This is a genomic window from Propionivibrio sp., from assembly GCF_017995515.1.
Classification (GTDB): Bacteria; Pseudomonadota; Gammaproteobacteria; order Burkholderiales; family Rhodocyclaceae; genus Propionivibrio.
In genome coordinates this window covers 1-17848 of record NZ_JAGOIT010000071.1, presented here as the reverse complement: position 1 = coordinate 17848, position 17848 = coordinate 1, and the positions used below count along the sequence as shown (strand labels likewise).

Annotated in this window: 14 protein-coding genes, 2 tRNA genes and 2 pseudogenes; 9 read left to right on the top strand and 9 right to left on the bottom strand. The window is 63.1% G+C overall.

Features of this window, described 5'->3' with window-relative positions; translation table 11 throughout:
* The first annotated feature begins 339 nt into the window (after positions 1-339).
* The 8 genes from KBA32_RS12075 (at position 340) to KBA32_RS12040 (ending at position 8889) form a co-directional block, all read left to right on the top strand.
* Positions 340-948 carry a TetR/AcrR family transcriptional regulator gene (locus KBA32_RS12075; protein ID WP_294359238.1) on the top strand — a complete coding sequence of 203 codons (609 nt, stop codon included), beginning with the start codon at positions 340-342 and terminating at the stop codon, positions 946-948.
* On the top strand, positions 945-2096 hold the full coding sequence (locus tag KBA32_RS12070) for an efflux RND transporter periplasmic adaptor subunit (RefSeq protein WP_294359236.1): 1152 nt from the start codon (positions 945-947) through the stop codon (positions 2094-2096). The genes KBA32_RS12075 and KBA32_RS12070 overlap by 4 nt, the downstream gene beginning before the upstream one ends.
* Positions 2093-3298: an FtsX-like permease family protein gene (locus KBA32_RS12065; protein WP_294359234.1), complete on the top strand. Its 1206-nt coding sequence runs from the start codon at positions 2093-2095 to the stop codon at positions 3296-3298. The genes KBA32_RS12070 and KBA32_RS12065 overlap by 4 nt, the downstream gene beginning before the upstream one ends.
* A gap of 1 nt (position 3299) precedes the next feature.
* Positions 3300-4013, top strand: a complete 714-nt coding sequence (locus KBA32_RS12060; RefSeq protein ID WP_294359232.1) for an ABC transporter ATP-binding protein — start codon at positions 3300-3302, stop codon at positions 4011-4013.
* Between the two features lie 29 nt (positions 4014-4042).
* On the top strand, positions 4043-5506 hold the full coding sequence (locus KBA32_RS12055) for an efflux transporter outer membrane subunit (RefSeq protein ID WP_294359230.1): 1464 nt from the start codon (positions 4043-4045) through the stop codon (positions 5504-5506).
* A 117-nt stretch (positions 5507-5623) separates the two neighbouring features.
* Positions 5624-6946: an HD domain-containing phosphohydrolase gene (locus tag KBA32_RS12050; RefSeq protein WP_294359229.1), complete on the top strand. Its 1323-nt coding sequence runs from the start codon at positions 5624-5626 to the stop codon at positions 6944-6946.
* Complete coding sequence (locus KBA32_RS12045; RefSeq protein ID WP_294359226.1) at positions 6943-7515, top strand: response regulator; 573 nt, start codon at positions 6943-6945, stop codon at positions 7513-7515. Before KBA32_RS12050 ends, KBA32_RS12045 begins: the two co-directional genes overlap by 4 nt.
* Before the next feature lie 9 nt (positions 7516-7524).
* Positions 7525-8889 carry an ATP-binding protein gene (locus tag KBA32_RS12040; protein WP_294359224.1) on the top strand — a complete coding sequence of 455 codons (1365 nt, stop codon included), beginning with the start codon at positions 7525-7527 and terminating at the stop codon, positions 8887-8889.
* Here the strand turns inward: KBA32_RS12040 and KBA32_RS12035 are convergent.
* The 4 genes from KBA32_RS12035 to KBA32_RS12020 all read right to left on the bottom strand — a co-directional run bounded on the left by KBA32_RS12035 (position 8858) and on the right by KBA32_RS12020 (position 15296).
* The gene (locus KBA32_RS12035; RefSeq protein WP_294359222.1) at positions 8858-11602 is read right to left on the bottom strand and encodes a PAS domain-containing hybrid sensor histidine kinase/response regulator; all 2745 of its coding nucleotides are present in this window, start codon (positions 11600-11602) and stop codon (positions 8858-8860) included. The genes KBA32_RS12040 and KBA32_RS12035 overlap by 32 nt on opposite strands.
* Positions 11599-12885: an HD domain-containing phosphohydrolase gene (locus tag KBA32_RS12030; RefSeq protein ID WP_294359220.1), complete on the bottom strand. Its 1287-nt coding sequence runs from the start codon at positions 12883-12885 to the stop codon at positions 11599-11601. The genes KBA32_RS12035 and KBA32_RS12030 overlap by 4 nt, the downstream gene beginning before the upstream one ends.
* Positions 12886-13063: 178 nt before the next feature.
* The gene (locus KBA32_RS12025) at positions 13064-14524 is read right to left on the bottom strand and encodes a DUF1302 family protein (RefSeq protein WP_294359218.1); all 1461 of its coding nucleotides are present in this window, start codon (positions 14522-14524) and stop codon (positions 13064-13066) included.
* A 28-nt stretch (positions 14525-14552) separates the two neighbouring features.
* Positions 14553-15296 carry an ABC transporter ATP-binding protein gene (locus KBA32_RS12020; RefSeq protein WP_294359217.1) on the bottom strand — a complete coding sequence of 248 codons (744 nt, stop codon included), beginning with the start codon at positions 15294-15296 and terminating at the stop codon, positions 14553-14555.
* 61 nt (positions 15297-15357) lie between these two features.
* On the opposite strand from KBA32_RS12020, the gene KBA32_RS12015 reads away from it, so the two are divergent.
* Positions 15358-16146 carry an outer membrane lipoprotein-sorting protein gene (locus KBA32_RS12015; RefSeq protein WP_294359215.1) on the top strand — a complete coding sequence of 263 codons (789 nt, stop codon included), beginning with the start codon at positions 15358-15360 and terminating at the stop codon, positions 16144-16146.
* Here the strand turns inward: KBA32_RS12015 and KBA32_RS12010 are convergent.
* From KBA32_RS12010 to KBA32_RS11995, 5 genes and pseudogenes are all read right to left on the bottom strand, one after another.
* Entirely contained in the window at positions 16143-16628 is a 486-nt protein-coding gene (locus KBA32_RS12010; RefSeq protein WP_294359213.1) for a low molecular weight protein-tyrosine-phosphatase, read from the bottom strand. The two genes, KBA32_RS12015 and KBA32_RS12010, sit on opposite strands and share 4 nt — an antisense overlap.
* Positions 16629-17026: 398 nt before the next feature.
* Positions 17027-17215: pseudogene (locus tag KBA32_RS12005) on the bottom strand (transposase); the annotation flags it as partial.
* Positions 17216-17314: 99 nt separating this feature from the next.
* Positions 17315-17482 (bottom strand): annotated as a pseudogene (locus tag KBA32_RS17165) (DUF6538 domain-containing protein); the annotation flags it as partial.
* 132 nt (positions 17483-17614) lie between these two features.
* Positions 17615-17691, bottom strand: a tRNA-Asp gene (locus tag KBA32_RS12000).
* Between the two features lie 46 nt (positions 17692-17737).
* A tRNA-Glu gene (locus KBA32_RS11995) sits at positions 17738-17813 on the bottom strand.
* Positions 17814-17848: the final 35 nt, after the last annotated feature.

Here is a 17848-nt window from a genome sequence, read left to right as displayed (position 1 = left end):
ATTTATCCTGAAAACCTCACCGCAAAGGCGCGAAGGCGCAAAGATCGCAAAGGAAACAGCAGGTTGATCGTACTTGACCATTCACCCTGTGGGTGGCGATGGAAGATAGATGCTGTTCGCGTAGCGCCTTGATTTTCTTTGCGAACCTTCGCGATCTTTGCGCCTTTGCGGTGAGGAACTGAGTTTTTTAGGTTTATTCACAACCTCTCAGATGAACCACAGAGAGGCCGGTCCGGCATGATTGCATGAGTGCGTTGCCGCACCGGAGACACGCTTGCATTATTTTCTCCCGAAGGTAAGATAGTAACCGTTTACTATCTTTCATCTTTCAAGACAGCAATCATGTCCCTTCCAAAGCATCTACCCGCTGACGAACGTCGGGCTGCGACCGTCGAGTCCGTCGTGCAGCTGGCCGGGGTACAGAACCCCAGCGAGATCACCACTGCGGCCATCGCCAAGCACATGCAGGTCACGCAGGGCGCGCTGTTCCGGCATTTCCCGAGCAAGGAAGCGATCTGGCAGGCGGTCATGGAGTGGGTGGCGGAAAACCTGCTGGCCCGCATCGACCGCGCCATTCAAACGCTCGATTCGCCGCTCGCAGCGATGGAGGCGATGTTCATGAGCCACATCGGCTTCGTCGCTGAACATCCGGGCGTGCCGCGCATGATGTTCGGCGAGTTGCAGCGTGCCGAACCGACGCCGGCCAAACAGATCGCCGAGACGCTGCTGCGTCGCTACCGGGAACGCCTCGACCGCCTGATCGAGCGCGGCAAGACCTGCGGCGAGCTGGCCGGAAATCTCGATGCCGAGGCGGCGATCACCCTGTTCATCGGCACCATCCAGGGGCTGATCATGCAGTCGCTGCTGGCCGGCGACATGGCGCGCATCCGTCGCGAAGCGCCGCGGGTATTCGCCATTTATCGCGACGGGATCAGGAGCCGGTCATGACGAAATTTCCCTTGCAACAGCGCACGCTGGCCTTGCTGGCGATTGTCGCTCCCTTGCTGCTGCTCTTTGTCTATGTCGTTTTCCGCTCGGGGCCGCTGGCACCGGTGGCGGTGACGGTCGCCACCGTTGATGAACGGGCGATCGCGCCGGGACTGTTCGGCGTCGGCACGGTGGAGGCGCGGTACGCGTACAAGATCGGCCCGACCGCCGCCGGACGCATCCAGCGCCTCGACGTGCACGTGGGCGACTTGGTCAAGGCGGGACAGGTGCTCGGCGAAATGGACCCGGTCGACCTCGACGACCGCGTCCAGGCGCAGGCATCGGCGGCACGGCGGGCGGAAGCGGCGCTGCGCGAAGCCGAGGCACGACAGGATTATGCGAAGACGCAGGCAAAGCGCTATGAGGAGCTGCTGACGGTCCGTTCGACGAGCGAGGAGACCGTCGCGACCAGACGGCAGGAACTGCAGATCGCCGACGCTGCCCTCTCCGCTGCGCGGCTGGACGTCGTCCGGCTGCGCGCCGACCTCGACGGGCTGCGGGCGCAACGGCGCAATCTGCGCCTGATCGCACCGGCGGACGGCCTCGTCGCGGCGCGGGAGGCCGACCCCGGAACGACCGTCGTGGCCGGCCAGACGGTCATCGAGATCATCGATCCGGCGAGCCTGTGGATCAACGTGCGTTTCGACCAGATCGTCGCTTCCGGACTGGCCGGCGGTTTGCCCGCGCGCGTCGTCCTGCGTTCGCGTGACGGAGCGGCCCTGTCCGGCCGGGTTCTGCGCGTGGAACCGAAAGCCGATGCGGTCACCGAGGAGCTGCTGGCCAAGGTCGTTCTTGATGCAGCGACCCGACCGCTGCCGCCGCTGGGCGAACTGGCCGAGGTCACCGTCGATCTTCCGCCCCGCCCGGCGACGCCGGCGCTCCCCAACGCGGCCCTCCGGCGCCGCGGGGATGCGGTCGGCGTCTGGAAGGTCGATGGCGGTCGCCTCACCTTCGCGCCTGTCGAAGCGGGCGCCGCGGACCTCGCCGGTTACGTCGGAATCCGGAAAGGCCTCGAAAAAGGCGACCAGGTGGTGGTCTATAGCGAAAAGGCGCTGAGCGAAAACAATCGCATCAGGGTCGTCGAACGCCTTGCCGGAGTCGCCCGATGATCAGCCTGGCCGGACGCGACGTCCTCCACTCCTGGGGAAAGTTCGTTTTCACAGGCGTCGGACTGGGGCTCCTGATCGGCGTCACCCTGGTCATGGCCGGGGTCTACCGCGGGATGGTCGATGACGGGAAGGCGTTGCTCGACAACAGCGGCGCCGAGCTTTGGGTCGTGCAGAAAGACACCCTGGGGCCGTACGCCGAATCGTCCAGCCTCAACGACGACGTGTATCGCAGCATCCTCGCCATTCCGGGCGTGGCCGCCGCGGCCAACGTAACTTATCTGACCATGCAGGTGCGCAAGGGCGATGCTGACGTGCGCGCGATGGTCGTCGGCATCGCCCCCGGCCGCTCGGGCACAACCCCCGGCTGGCCGCCGTACCTGATTACCGGTCGCCACATCACGCGCGGCCATTACGAAGCGGTGGCCGACGTCGCCACCGGCTTCCAGGTCGGGGACCGGCTGGCGATCCGGCGCAATTTCTACACCGTCGTCGGGCTGACGCGCCGCATGGTCTCCTCCGGCGGCGATCCGATGGTCTTCATCCCGCTCAAGGACGCACAGGAGGCGCAGTTCCTCAAGGACAACGACGCCATCTGGCAGAGCCGCCGTCGCAGCGAGGCCAATCCGGCGTTCAACCGGCCCGGCGTACCGGGATTGCTCGACGCGGTGATCGCCTCGCAGAGCACCAACGCCTTCGTCAACGCCGTGCTGGTGACGCTGAAACCCGGCCACGCGCCCGATGAGGTGGCGGAAACCATCCGCCGCTGGAAACGCTACACCGTCTATACCCGGACGCAGATGGAGGGCATCCTGGTCGGGAAGCTGATCGCCACCTCGGCCAGGCAGATCGGCATGTTTCTCGTGATCCTGGCGCTGGTCAGCGCCGCCATCGTCGCCTTCATCATCTACACGCTCACGATGGACAAGATCCGCGAAATCGCCGTGCTGAAGCTGATCGGCACGCGCAACCGCACCATCGCCGCGATGATCCTGCAGCAGGCGATCGCGCTCGGTGTGATCGGCTTCGTCGTCGGCAAGATCGCCGCCACGCTCTCCGCGCCGATCTTCCCCAAATACGTCTTGCTGATCCCGGCGGATGCCGCCGCCGGTTTTCTCGCTGTGTTGCTGATCTGCGTGCTGGCCAGCGTCGTCGCCATCCGCATCGCGCTCAAGGTCGATCCGGCCGAAGCCATCGGAGGCTGAGATGACGAACACCAAAGGCATCCGCATCGAAGGATTGAAGAAGCGCTACGGCAGCGGCGAGACGGCCGTCGATGCGCTCAAAGGGGTCGATCTGCACGTCGAACCCGGGGAAGTCGTCGGTCTGATCGGCCCCTCCGGCTCGGGCAAGAGCACCCTGCTCAAGTGCCTGGGCGCCGTCATCGACCCGACCGCCGGGCGGATGACGCTGGGCGACGAACTGATTTACGACGACGGCTGGAAGGTCGGCGACCTGCGCGCGCTGCGTCGCGACAAGATCGGTTTCGTCTTCCAGGCGCCGTACCTGATCCCGTTTCTCGACGTCACCGACAACGTCGCGCTGCTGCCGATGCTCGCCGGGGTCAGAAACGCCGAGTCGCGCACGCGGGCGCTGGAACTGCTCGCCGCGCTGGACGTGCAACACCGCGCCCGAGCGATGCCGTCGCAACTCTCCGGCGGCGAGCAGCAGCGCGTCGCCATCGCCCGCGGGCTGGTCAACCGGCCGCCGGTGATCCTCGCCGACGAGCCCACCGCGCCGCTCGACTCCGAGCGCGCCATGGCCGTGATCCGCATCCTCAACCAGATGGCGCGCAAGTACGAAACCGCGATCATCGTCGTCACCCACGACGAAAAGATCATTCCCACGTTCAAGCGCATCTATCACATCCGCGACGGCGTAACGCACGAAGAAGCCGGCGAAGGAAGGGAGCTGGAATGAGCACAAAATCGCCTCTCACGAACCCGCGCATGGCGAATTTGCCCGCACAAGGTGTTGCGACACGTTTTGCCGTGCTCGGCCTGCTCGCCGCCGCGCTTTCCGGCTGCACGGTCGGCCCCGATTTCCAGCGCCCCGCCGCGCCGCCGGTGGATCGCTACACGGCCACGCCCACGACAGCGACAACCGCAACGACCGCCACGCAACACGGCGTCGCGCAACAGCTGGTCGAAGGACTGCCGATCGAGGCGCAGTGGTGGCGCACGCTCGGTTCGCCGGCGCTCGACCGGCTGATCGACGAGGCGTTCAACCACAGCCCGACGCTCGCCGCCGCCCGCGCCACGCTGCGTCAGGCGCAGGAGCTCCAGGCCGCGCAGGCCGGCGCGACGCAGTACCCGCAGGTCGATCTCGGCGTCGGCGCACAGCGCCAGCGCACCAGCCCCAGCAGCCAGGGAGTGAGCGGGGACGCGCGCGAGTTCAGCCTCTACAGCGCCAGCGTCGGGGTGCGCTACAACCTCGATCTGGCCGGCGGCAGCCGCCGCGCGCTCGAAGCACTGGCGGCCCGTACCGATTACCGGCGTTTCGAACTGGACGCCGCGCAGCTGACCCTGGCGGCAACGATCGCCAACGCCGCCATCAACCGGGCGCGACTCGCCGCGCAGATCGACGCGACAGAAAACATCGTCCAACTGGAAGACGCGCAAGTGACCGTGTCGCGCCAACGCCTGCGATTCGGCCAGGCGTCACCGGACGAGCTCGCCAGCCTCGAATCGCAGGTTGAACAGACGCGTGCCGGGCTGCCGGCGCTGCGCAAACAGCTGGAACAGACGGAGCACCTGCTCGCCACGCTGGCCGGACGAGCGCCCGCCGCGGGTGATGTTCCGCCGTTCACGCTGGCCGCCTTTGCCCTGCCCGAACGATTGCCCGTCATCGTTCCGTCCGAACTGGTGCGTCGCCGCCCGGACATCCAGGCCGCGGAAGCGCTGATGCACGCGGCCAACGCCGACTACGGCGTCGCCGTCGCCCGCCTCTACCCGCAACTCAACCTGAGCGCCAGTCTCGGCTCGCAGGCGCTGACCACCGGCGCGCTGTTCGGCGGCGCCTCCGCCGTCTGGGGGCTCATCGGACAACTGACGCAACCGCTCTTCAACCCCGCGCTCCCCGCCGAGAAACGCGCGTCGCTCGCCGACTTCGACGCGGCTGCAGCCAATTACCAGGGCGTGGTTCTGGACGCCTTGCGCAACGTCGCCGACACCCTGCGCGCGATCGAACACGACGCGCAAGCCCTGCATTCGCAAGCCGCCGCCGAGGCGGCGGCGCAGGCAGCGTTGCAGGCGATCGGGCACCGCTACCGGCTGGGTGCGGCCAGCTACCTGCAACTGATCGTTGCACAACAGCAGGCGCAGCAAACCCGGCTGGGCCTGGCGTCGGCGCAGGCGCAACGGCTGAGCGACAGCATTGCGCTTTACCAGGCGATGGGAGGAGCGGGCCAGTAGCCCTCGAATCGCGTAGCGGTTCCTCATATACTTACGGGCAACGGGGCCCATCGGGAAACCGACCGCGCTTTACGACAACGAGCCCCTCGGAACGGTCAAACCAGCCGAGACAGCGAGATGAACGAAAGCACGGAAACCGCGATTACCCTTCTTCTGGTCGACGACGAGCCCGGCATCCTGTCCGCCCTGTGCCGCCTGCTGCGCAAAAGCGGCTACGCGATCCACACGGCCGAGAGCGGCAAGGCCGGCCTTGAGATACTGGAACGTGAGCACGTCGATCTGGTGATTTCCGACATGCGCATGCCGGAAATGGACGGCGCGCGCTTCCTCGAACAGGTACGGGCGCGCTGGCCGGATACGGTTCGGCTTCTCCTCACTGGTTACGCGGACGTCACCTCGACGATCGACGCCATCAACCGCGGCGAGATCTACCGCTACATCGCCAAGCCGTGGAATGACGACGACCTGGTGCTCATTGTGCGCGACGCGCTGGAACGGCAGCGTCTGACGCACGAGAACGCCCGTCTGCTTGCGCTCTCGCAGGCGCAAAACGAGGAACTCAAGGACCTCAACGCCAATCTCGAAGACAAGGTTCAGCAGCGCACGGCCGAAATCGCCCAGATCAACGACTTCCTCAACCTGGCGAACGAGCGCCTGAAGCAGAATTTCCTGACCTCGATCAAGATGTTTACCGGCTTGATCGAATTGCGCGCCGGCACCATGGCCGGCCACTCGCGACGCGTCGCCGACCTGGCGCGCCGGCTGTCCAAGCACGTCGGCGTGGAGCCCAAGGACCAGCAGGACATCTTCTTCGCCGCGCTGCTGCACGACATCGGCAAGATCGGCTTCCCCGACACCCTGCTCAGCCGACCGGTTTCGCGCATGAGCGGCGAGGATCTGGCGTATTACCGAAAGCACCCGGCAAACGGCGCGGCGGCGCTGATGCCGCTGGACGAGTTGAAGCACTCGGCACAAATTGTCCGCGCCCACCACGAGCGCTTTGACGGACAAGGCTACCCGGATGGCATCGCCGGCGAAAACATCTCGATCGGTGCGCGCATCCTCGCCATCGCCAATGACTACGATGGTCTGCAGAGCGGCACGCTCGCCGAGCGGCGCATGTCGCCGGAGGAAGCGCAAGCGCTGCTGCAGCAATCGCGCGGCAAGCGCTACGATCCGCAGCTCGTGGATGCGTTTCTCGAAATGCTCGGCGGCCTGAAGAAGGAGGTTGTCCTCGAAAAACCGATTTCGCACGCGGACCTGAAGGTCGGCATGGTGCTCTCACGCGATCTGATGAGTCGGGAAGGCGTGCTCCTGCTCTCCTCCGACTACATCCTGGACGCCTCGCTCATCCGGCAGATTCAGGACTACGCGCGGCGAGAGAACCACACGGCCCCGATCTATATCCGCACGCCCCCTCCGGAGGAAGCAAAACAATGACCCGCATCCTGATCGTCGACGACGACGAGGCCATCCTCAAGGCGCTGCGCCGCCTTCTGCAGCTCACGCCGTGCACCATTTGCGACGTCAGCCAGAAGCTGCTGGTCGACCTCTTCAGTTCGCCGCAGGAAGCGCTCGAAAAGGCGCGCAGCACCGCATACGACCTCGTCCTTTCCGACTACCGCATGCCATTGATGAATGGCGTCCAGTTCCTCAAGTCCTTCCGCGAAATCCAGCCGGAAACCGCGCGCCTGATTCTCTCCGGCTACGCCGACCTGAACGGACTGATCGGCGCGATCAACGAGGCCGGCATCACCCGCTTCATCTCCAAGCCCTGGAACGACTACGAACTGATCGCCACGCTCGGCCAGGTGCTGACGCTACGCGAACTGACGCTGGAGAACCAACGACTCGCCGATCAGGTTCGCCTCGAAGCTGGCGCCCTTTCGGCCGAGGAGATCGAGCGCAAGCGCCTGGAAGCGATCGAACCGGGAATCACCCGCGTGATCTGGGGGCCGGACGGCTCGGTTCTCCTCGACGAATCGCTGCTCGACGACGCAGCGCACTAGCCCCGCGCCATGAACCCAGCCAACCGCGAACCCCGACTGATCCAGGCCCGCGTCCTCGTCGTCGACGACGACCCGATCCTGCGCACCCAGATGAAGCACCTGGCCGGCCGCTTCGTCTCGGAAATCCAGGTTGCCACCGACGGTGAGGAAGGTCTGGCGAAGTGGCGGGAATGGCAGCCCGATGTGACGGTGACCGACATCTTCATGCCGCGCATGGACGGCCTGCTGATGAGCAAAACGATCAAGTCGGAGGATCCCGACGCCCAGATCATCGTCATCACCGCCGACAGGGAGAACGGCAGCCTGCGCGAGGCGCTGGCGATCGGCGTCGAGCGCTACATCACCAAGCCCATCGACATGCACCTGCTGGCCGATGCGATCAGAAAATGCGTGCGCGACCGCAAGACGACCGAGGAGCTCCGCCTGACGCGCCAGGTGGCCGCGCTGACCGAAGCGCTGCGCGAGCAACTGGAAGAGCGCAAGCGCGCCGAAGAGGCGCTGCACAAGGAAAAGGCCGAGCAGCGGGTGCTGATCGAACGACTGGAGGAAGCGCACAACCAGCTGCTGCAGTCGGAAAAGATGGCCTCGATCGGGCAACTGGCGGCGGGCGTCGCGCATGAGATCAACAACCCGGTCGGCTACATCAACTCCAACCTCGGCGCGCTGCAGAACTACGTGGCGACCCTGCTCCGCCTGATCAATGCCTACGAAAAACATGAAGGCGAGTTATCGCCGACGACGCGCGACGCGATGAACGCGCTCAAGGAAGAAGGCGAACTCGGCTATCTACGAGAGGACATCGCCGACCTGCTCGCTGAATCGGTCGACGGCTTGCAGCGGGTGAAACGCATCGTGCAGGATCTGAAGGACTTCTCGCACGTCAGCGAAACCGAGATGCAGTGGGCCAGCATCGAGACCGGGCTGGAAAGCACGCTCAACGTCGTCTGGAACGAGCTGAAGTACAAGGCCGAGGTGGTGAAGGATTACGGATCGATCCCCGAGATCGAGTGCATCCCGTCGCAACTGAATCAGGTCTTCATGAACCTGTTGGTCAACGCCGCGCAGTCGATTGCCGAGCGCGGCGTCATCACCCTGCGCACCTATCGCGCAGGAGACAACGTCTGCGTCGAAATCACCGACACCGGCGCCGGGATTCCGCCGCAGATTCTCAACCGCATCTTCGACCCCTTCTTCACGACCAAGCCGGTCGGCACGGGCACCGGGCTCGGCCTGTCGATCACGCACGGAATCATTCGCAAACACCACGGAAAGGTCGAGGTCGACAGTGAACCCGGTCGCGGCACGACCTTCCGCATCACGCTGCCGATCAGGCAGCCCGCGTCTAGCGCAGCTGCTGCCCACCCAGATAACTGATCACGGCCGGGTGGGCAATATAGGCGCGCCAGGCACGATCGAGCTCCGGCAGCGCCCGCTGCGCCTTGGCGAGATCGCCCGCCGCGCCGGCGCGTTCGATCTTGTAGGCGACCGCGTTGATACCGGGCGCGCACATGTTCGCCGCCGCGCCCTTGACCAGGTGTGCCGCAGCGCGCACCGCGTCGGCATCCGCGTGCCCGATCATTTCCCCGAGGCGCGCAATGTCGTCCGGCGTGTTGGCGACGAACATCTTCACCAGCGTTTCGGCCAGTACTTCGTCGCCCATCATCAGCCGGAGAAAATCAGCGTGGTGAAACGCTTCTTCGGCAACAGCGCTCGCTGCCGCTGCCTCGCCGGCGGGCGGCGCGACGGTGGAAGCCGTTGTAGCCGTCGCCGGCTCGCGGTTCAGCCAGCGTTCCAGACACGCCGCCAGCGCATCGATGACGACCGGCTTGGTGAGGTAATCGTCCATCCCGGCATCAAGGCACTTCTCCCGGTCGCCGCTCAATGCGTGTGCCGTCATCGCCACGATCGCCGTGCGCACGCCGCGCTCGCGCAGTGCGCGCGTCGCCGCATAACCATCCATGCGCGGCATCTGGCAATCCATCAGGATGAGGTCGTAGGAAGTCTGCGCGGCCATGTCGACGGCCTCGACGCCGTCACGCGCCTTGTCGATCTGCGTGTAGCCGAGCTTGCTCAGGACGCCGCGCACGACCGTCATGTTGATTGCGTTGTCTTCGACGACGAGCAGGCGTTTTTCACGTTTCCAGGCCGCGTCGCTGCCCCAGCGCGAAGCCGGTGCGGTGCGTACCGGCACCGGCGCCGCCTCGCCAAACGCTTCCAGCAGCGCCTGGCGCAGCGCAGCACGACGGATCGGCTTGTGCAGGAACAGCGCGGGGGTAGCACCTTCGATCGGTTGCGCCTCGCCACGGAAGCCCGCCGCCAGGCAGCGAATGAGGACCGTACCGGCGGCTTTGAGCGGTGCCAGCGTGATTGGCGACGGTGCTTCAGGCGCGTCCACGAGGAGGGCATCGGCGATCACGGCGCAACGGAACGGCCTGTTCTCCGCAACGGCCGACGCGATGTGCTCGGCGGCGCTCGCCGCATCGAGCGCGCCTTCGGCATCCAGCCCGCAGTGGCGCAGGCGTGACACCAGGCCGGCCAGGGCGACCGGATTGCCTTCGGCAACCAATATACGCCGCCCGTGCCACGTCGCCGGCATCGAGACGGCCGGGGCCGTATCATCGGCGCGCGCCAATTCGAGCGTGAAGCTGAACACCGTGCCGCGCCCTTCCTGGCTGATCACCGACATCTTTCCCGCCATCAGTTCGACAAGCTGGCGCGAGATTGCCAAGCCCAGTCCGGTCCCGCCGTATTTGCGCGTGGTCGTCGAATCGGCCTGCTCGAAGGGCGCGAAAATCTTGCTCAGGTTCGCTTCGGCGATGCCGATGCCGGTGTCACTGACCTCGAAAAGGAGAACGACGCGCCCGTTCCGGTCGGGCTGACGGCTGACGTTCAGCGCGATCGTGCCGGTGTGCGTGAATTTGAGCGAGTTGCCGACGATGTTGGTGAGGATCTGCCGAATCCGCCCGGGATCGCCGGCCAGACGCTCGGGCATCTCGGGGTCGGCACTCCACGCATACTCAAGCCCCTTCTCGGCTGCGCGCAGGGCGTAGAGGTCAGCCAGGTCTTCGAGCAACTCCCACGGGCTGAAGTCGACCGTCTCCAGCGTGAGTTTCCGGGCCTCGATCTTGGAGAAGTCCAGGATGTCGTTGATGATCGCGAGCAGCGCCTCGGAACTCGAACGGATGATTTCCAGATAGCGCTTCTGCTCGGCAACGAGCGGCGTGTCGAGCAGGAGGCTGGTCATGCCCATGACGCCGTTCATCGGGGTGCGGATTTCGTGCGACATCATCGCCAGAAAATCCGCTTTGGCCTGGTTGGCGAGTTCGGCCCGTTCGCGGGCGGCGATCAGGTCCTTTTCGATGCGAATGCGCTCGGTGATATCGTTGAAGCCGAAGACGCGGCCGATGATCCTTTCCTCGAGGTATTGCGGCAGCGATTTGCACTGGAAGACCCGCCCGTCGACGAGATGCAGCAGGTCGTCCGTCTCGGTGCCATCGACGATCTCGCGCAAGCGCGCGCGGACAAGGTCGCTTTCGGCGACCGAGCTGGCGACGAAGCCGAGAATTTCCTCATCGAGCTGACTCAGCAGCAATTCCTCGGGTACCTGCCACATCGTGCTGAACAGGCGATTCATGCTGGCAATCCTGCCCTGCCAGTCGATGACCAGGATGCCGTTGCCGGTCGATTCGAGCGTCGCGCGCAGTTGCGAGGTCGTACGCGCCAGCGTGTCCTCGACACGCAACTGGTTTCCGATCTCGCGCGCCTGAACCATCAGCCAGCGCCGGCCGTCCTGCTCGACCAGCCGGACGGTCTTGGCCGCCGCGCGCATCGAGCCGTCGGCACACAGGTAGAGTGCTTCCTGCGACTCGATGTTGGCAACCTGCCCGGCGCGCACTTCCTCCCAATAGAAGATGTCCTGCAGCGCGCTCTCGATGTCGAGGATGTTCATTTCGAGCAGACGCTCGATTTCGTAACCCAGTGTCTGTGCGGCAACCCGGTTGGTGCTGACGATGCGCAAGCTCTCGGGCTCGACGAGAAAGATCATCTGCTCCGTGTGGTCGAGCAGCAGGCGATCAAGGTCGCTCATGACTTGACCGACTCCTTGCTCGCGGCACTCGCGTCAAAGTAGTAGCTGACCTGTTTGCGCGGATTGAGGTAGGTATAGATCTCGCGCGGCAATTGCCCCGGCCGGAGCGCCTTGGCGATATTCACTTCGGCGTCCGTTTCCAGATCGACCAGCAACGCCTCCTCCTTGGGAATTTCCTGATCGTAGACCACAACCATCGGCTTCATCGGTTTCGCGGTGTTGATCGTCGCGACCATGCCGATCACGCCGTTGGAAAGCTGAACGACCGTCCCCGGCGGATACACGCCGAGGCAGCGCACGAAAATCTGCAGCAGGCGGGAATCGAACCTGGTGCGCAGCTTGGCGAACATCGTCGCCAGCGCCTCGTGCGGCGTCATCGCGGTCAGGACGTTCGTCGGGTTGCACAGCTCGTCGTAGTAGTTGGCGATGGCGACGATGCGCGCGAGCAGACTGATCGCGTCACCCTTGAGCCGCTTCGGGTAACCGCTGCCGTCGTATAGCTCGTGGTGCTCGCCGATGACCGCCAGCGCGGCTGGAACGAATTTGAGCTTCTGCCCGATCTCGACGCCGTACTGGCAGTGCAGCTCGTAGAGGTTCTTCTCCGCCTGGGTCAGCGGCTCCATCTTCATCAGGATCTTGTCCGGAATCTGCCGGCGTCCGACGTCGTGGAACAGCGCCCCCATGCCCAGCGGTTGCACCGCGTCCTGCGGCAGCCGGATTTCCCGCGCGACCATCAACGACAACATCGTCACGTTCAGGGAGTGAAAGTAGAGTTCCTCGCCGCCGATCTTGTCGCCCATGACGTGGATCGCCAACTCGGGCGCCGAGAGGATTGAATCGGCAATCTTTCCGACCAGCTTGCTCGCCTGTGCGACAGTTTTCTCCGGGTCGCTCAGCAAATTCTTCTCGACGTCGCGGATGGTCTTAGCCGTATCGACAAACGCGTGCTCGATGCGCGCCGCCGCCTCGCGTTGCTCTTTGATCTTCTCGATCAGCGCGCGCTTGGCGGCCAATGCCGGATGCTCATTCAGCGCCGGTTCTGCGTGCACGAGCGCTGCCGTGGACTTCTCGGTCTCGCGCGGCTTTGGCTTGCTTTCGCTGCGAGCCGGATCAAAGCGCACCCGCTTCAGTCCGAGCCCGCGGATCGTCGCGATCTGTTCCTCGTCCTTTATCCTGAAGTTATTGAACGCAAACGGATGCTGAAACCACTTCAGGTCGATATAGACATACATGCCGATCTGGAGCTGATCGACACTCACATAGGGCAGATCCCCTGTTGACATTCGCCTTCCTCGCCAGAGCCAAACTCATCAACGCCCGCAACGACGCGGAACGAGACCTCATGATAGCGAATGGAGTTATCGAGCAGGAACCCCCTCGCACGCCGCCGCGTTGCCTCGCCTTGACCGGCTTTGTCGTATTTATCGTACGAAATCCGCCGCCAGACCAACGACGCCGCACCTAGAAGTTATAGCGAACCTCGGAGTAGACCCGATCATTTGCGTCGTACCGCCCGAACAAGCCGTACGCCGGTCCGTTGAACACGTCGACGCCGGCAGCCAGGCGCCAGTTCCTCTCGAACTGCCACGTCATCCTCGGACGGAACAACCAGTCCGTACGGTTCAAGCTCGAAATCCAGGTCACCTGAGCGTCCAGCTTGTCGGTGAACTTGTGACTGACGAGCAAGCTGTAACCATTCTCGTGGCGATCGGAAATGAGACCCGGGTCGTAGTCGAAAAACGCACGCTGGAACATTTGCACGTTGAGCCGTGTATCCGAAGGCAGATCGAAATCCAGACCGACCGCCCAGTCGAGCGTGTTCTGCGGCACTACGCCGTTGCTGTCATCAAGGCGCAGTACGGTGAACTGACGTCCATGCGTATAGACCGCCTCCGCCTTCAGGACGATCGAGCCGAAATCCTTGGCCAGCGTACCGCCGGCCTGATCGATGCGATCGTGCCTGGCCTCGTAGACGATCGTCCCGGGTGAACTCGAGAGATCGCGGTAGAAGGTCGGGGTGACGTCCATGCTACTGTACAGAAATCCGGACATATCCCAGCCGTTCTTCAGTGTCGACAACCGCAAGCCGTAGTTTGAATTGGCAATCGTTCGTGCCGGAATGTCCTCGTTGCGGTAGGTCACGCCGACGCCCGGCTGCGTCGGTTGATAGGGATAAAACTCGGCGCCGGATTCGCCGATCTCGTCGTAGCTGGCGACCGGAATCCACAACAACTCGGCGTGAAAATCGTCCTTGAAATACTCGGCCCGCGCCGCCCATTGGGGAATACGCATCGCATCAAATTCAGGCAGGATGAACTCGCGCATGTCGCGCGCGGAGACGACGTCGGCAAAGAACAGACCGACCATTTCCCCCCACACGACGTTCTGTTTTCCCAGACGGAAATCCCAGTCGTTGGCGCTGATATCGAGATAGTTTTCGCGCAGGTACAAATTGAAGCGTTGATCGTCCTTGACGTCGCTCGGGTAGAAATCATAGAGGTCATGGACCGCGTCGTAATCTACACGCGCGCCCAGCTTCCATTTGACGCCGTTGCCGAGATTACCCTGCGAGCCAAGTTCGGCGCGCGTCAGCATCTTCGACCAATGCACCGGCTCGGAAATCGTCCTGGCCATCTCGAACTGCAGGTAGCCCTTGATCCCGCTCCCCGCTGCTGCCGGCTTCGCTTGCGACTCGGCTTCGGCCTTTGGCAAGTCGGCATCGTCACCGAAAAGCTCGTCACGACTGCCAATGCCGTCATCTCCGGCATCGCTGGCCGCCAGCAGCAATCGCGGAGAGGCGAGCCCTTCGCCGTCGGCGGCGCTCGCCGTGCTGACCCAGCCCGGCATCGTCGAAAATACGGCAGCCGCGAGCACTGCGGGCTTGAGCGACTGGAACAGCGTTTGTGAATTCTTTCGATGCATGCCTGCCCTTTCGGCGGATTTGTTTGCGCTATTGCCGAGGCGAATCCGATGGCCGCCGCTGACTGGCAAGAGACCATTTCGAATTGGAACGTACGCCGAGCGCGGATATTTCGCCATCCTCGACGCGCACGAGGCGATCCGCCTTGGCAATCACGCGCTTGTCGTGTGTTGAAAAGATGAAGGTGGTATTGAATGCCCGGTTGATCTGCTTCATCAACAAGAGTATTTCCTCGCCGGTGTGATGATCGAGATTCGCGGTCGGCTCGTCAGCCAACACGATCGAGGGAAGAATGGCGAGCGCACGCGCGATGGCCACCCGCTGCCGTTGACCGCCGCTTAACTGATTCGGACGATGGCTGGAGAACTTCGACAGTCCGACGATATCGAGGAAGTAGCCGACGCGTTTCTTGCGTTCACTTTCCGAAACGTCACGCCGTTGAAGCAGGGGGTACTCGACGTTCTCCGCTGCCGAAAGCACCGGCAGAAGATTGAACGTCTGGAAGATGAAACCGATCGATCGGCTGCGCAGATCGGCGAGTTCGTCAGAGCTCCGACCGCTGACGTCCTGATCGTTGATGAAGATCTTGCCGCGACTTGGCGTATCGATGCAACCGATGAGGTTCAACAGCGTCGTCTTACCGCTGCCCGATGGACCGGCGATCGCCAGAAAGACACCCGGATCGAAGGACAAAGTGATGTCCTTCAGTGCTTGGACTTTCTGATCGCCAAGCAGATAATCCTTGTATATGTGTTCCAGGCGGACGACGCTCATCGGAAGGCTCTCTGCCGACCATATCTGTGATCAGCACAATGGGGAAAAAACGATGGAAATCATGACTACCCGGCACCCACGTGTCAAGCTTGCGTCATTTCTCGCCGCATTTTCGCTGGCGATCCCGGCAATGTTCTGCAATGCACAGGAGGCGGAGCCGGCAGCTCCGGTCGACGACCCGGTGGCTCGCGAAATTGTCGAGAAAGCGGACCTCGTGCGCTTCCCCAGCGAAGGCTTCCAGGTCGATATCGACATTACGAGCTCGCAGCCCGGCCAGGAAAGCGAGTTGCGCAAGTACCGCGTACTCTCCAAGGGCAACAGCAATACCGTGGTCATGGTCACCGAGCCGGCCTCCGAACGTGGCCAGATCATCCTGATGAAGGGCCGCGATCTGTGGGTGTTCATGCCCGACGTATCGCAGCCGATCCGGATCTCCCTGTCGCAGCGACTGACAGGTCAGGTGGCCAACGGCGACCTGGCGCGCGCCAATTTCGCCTCCGATTACCACCCGAAGCTCCTGCGCACCGAAACCATCGACAACGAAACCTACAATGTCCTTGAGCTGATCGCCGTCGACCGCAGCGTGACCTATCAAAAGGTCGTCTACTGGGTTCGGAAGAAGGACAATTGGCCGTTCAAAGCCGAGTTCTATTCGCTCTCGAACCGCTTGCTCAAGGTCTGCAAGTACGAAAACTTCCAGACGATGGAAGGCCGCTTGCGCCCGACCCGTCTGATCATGGAAGACGCGCTCAAGGCTGGAAACCAGTCGATCCTTGAATACAACAGCATGAAGCTGCGCGACTTGCCGGACAAGGTCTTCACCAAGGACTATCTGAAGAAGCTCGATTAGCAGCGCCCCTTGCGACCGGCGATCGACGCAATCAGGCCGCGTGCCGCGGCTTCGCACAAGTCGAGTACGCGCTCGAAACCATCCGGACCGCCGTAGTACGGGTCGGGGATTTCGTCCTCCTCGCAGTCTTGCGCGTACTCCATGAACAGGCGCAACTTGTGCAGATGCTCCTCCGGACAAACGCGCTCGAGCGCGGCAAGGTTCTGCCGGTCCATGGCAAGCACGAGGTCGAAAAGGGAAAAGTCGTCCTCGGCCACACGCCGCGCGCGCATTTTCGACAGATCATAGCCACGACTGGCGGCGACCTTTCTGGCGCGCGGATCGGGCTGCTCGCCGGCGTGGTAGGCCAAGGTGCCGGCCGAATCGACTTCCACGAAAGCCCCTATTTTCGCGCGATCGGCCAGACACCGGACAACGCCTTCGGCCAACGGAGACCGACAGATGTTGCCCATGCAAACGAATAAAACTCTAATTTCTACCATATTATTCAAGGCCTTAAAAACGACACTTTCGACCACCAATAGTCAACAACTTACGGCGCATTAGTAAAAGTGACTCCGCCCCGCATTGCGCGAGGCGGGCACCGGTGAGGCCCGGTGTCGGATGGTGCGTTTTGATTATTGCACGCTCACTGCGTAACCGATGCACTCCAAATGGTCGCCAGCAAGCTTATCGGCTTCGAAGATCGCCTAATTCTCGTTCTACTCGCCGCCGGTCTCGGCGGCCTTTTTCATCTCAGTGATCCACGCCTGCAGCGCAATCAGCTGCTCGGCGTTTTCATGGCATCGCGAGTAGTTGTCGGCAACCGTTCCGGCAACTGTAGAGAGCGCGATTCCAGCGGGGGCCGCACAGGGCTTCCGGCGGAGCCGGGAACGACACAGGCGCTCTTGCCGCTTTCGTCCATCGCCGCGGTGGTAATCACCGCTTCGAGTCGAGCGCGCGCACGCCAGCGTTCCAACGTCTGCACCGAAACCCCAATCTCCCGTGACACCTCGCTCACTTCGGCACTCTCCGGCGGCAACAACCGTGCCACCACCCTGTTCCTGAATGCTTCTCCGTACCGTGCCATCTCTCTTCCTTGTCGCCCCGGGTTCAACATCATAAAGAGGCGACAACTATTCTGACGCGGGGGGTGATTGAGATGGCCCGGATCAAGGCGCCCGGCCTGGAAGCGTTCGAGCCACTGGCCGGCCATCTGGTAGGCCTGGTGTTGAGCGACCGAACGTTCCTGGGTCCGAAGGTGAACGCGAAGCACGCGGCCGTACTTGGCAACCAAGAGCGCGGGAACGCGCAATTGAAACCAGTAGGACCCGTGGTGATAAGAAAGGTAAGACATGGCAGCATCTCCAGAAAGCCGGAAAATGCCGCGGGCATCACAGACGTGACACCGTTTTGTAACACCACGCGGAAAACGCTGACATCTCAGCGCTCTCCTGTGTCAGGAACCAGAGGCTCCTCACGGTGTTACTGGCGGAGTGGACGGGACTCGAACCCGCGACCCCCGGCGTGACAGGCCGGTATTCTAACCAACTGAACTACCACTCCAGTACTGCTCGATACGAAGGTCGCATTGCGCAACCTCCTGAAACCCTGGCGTCCCCACGGGGATTCGAACCCCGGTACCTACCGTGAAAGGGTAGTGTCCTAGGCCTCTAGACGATGGGGACCCGGACGAATCTTCTTTCGCCTTCTTGGTGGAGGT

Bases quoted from the DNA above. Each gene is read 5' to 3' on its own strand.
- KBA32_RS12070 (WP_294359236.1), top strand. From the start codon at position 945: ATGACGAAATTTCCCTTGCAACAGCGCACGCTGGCCTTGCTGGCGATT.
- KBA32_RS12065 (WP_294359234.1), top strand. From the start codon at position 2,093: ATGATCAGCCTGGCCGGACGCGACGTCCTCCACTCCTGGGGAAAGTTC.
- KBA32_RS12060 (WP_294359232.1), top strand. From the start codon at position 3,300: ATGACGAACACCAAAGGCATCCGCATCGAAGGATTGAAGAAGCGCTAC.
- KBA32_RS12055 (WP_294359230.1), top strand. From the start codon at position 4,043: ATGGCGAATTTGCCCGCACAAGGTGTTGCGACACGTTTTGCCGTGCTC.
- KBA32_RS12050 (WP_294359229.1), top strand. From the start codon at position 5,624: ATGAACGAAAGCACGGAAACCGCGATTACCCTTCTTCTGGTCGACGAC.
- KBA32_RS12045 (WP_294359226.1), top strand. From the start codon at position 6,943: ATGACCCGCATCCTGATCGTCGACGACGACGAGGCCATCCTCAAGGCG.
- KBA32_RS12040 (WP_294359224.1), top strand. From the start codon at position 7,525: ATGAACCCAGCCAACCGCGAACCCCGACTGATCCAGGCCCGCGTCCTC.
- KBA32_RS12035 (WP_294359222.1), bottom strand. From the start codon at position 11,602: ATGAGCGACCTTGATCGCCTGCTGCTCGACCACACGGAGCAGATGATC.
- KBA32_RS12030 (WP_294359220.1), bottom strand. From the start codon at position 12,885: ATGTCAACAGGGGATCTGCCCTATGTGAGTGTCGATCAGCTCCAGATC.
- KBA32_RS12025 (WP_294359218.1), bottom strand. From the start codon at position 14,524: ATGCATCGAAAGAATTCACAAACGCTGTTCCAGTCGCTCAAGCCCGCA.
- KBA32_RS12020 (WP_294359217.1), bottom strand. From the start codon at position 15,296: ATGAGCGTCGTCCGCCTGGAACACATATACAAGGATTATCTGCTTGGC.
- KBA32_RS12015 (WP_294359215.1), top strand. From the start codon at position 15,358: ATGACTACCCGGCACCCACGTGTCAAGCTTGCGTCATTTCTCGCCGCA.
- KBA32_RS12010 (WP_294359213.1), bottom strand. From the start codon at position 16,628: ATGGTAGAAATTAGAGTTTTATTCGTTTGCATGGGCAACATCTGTCGG.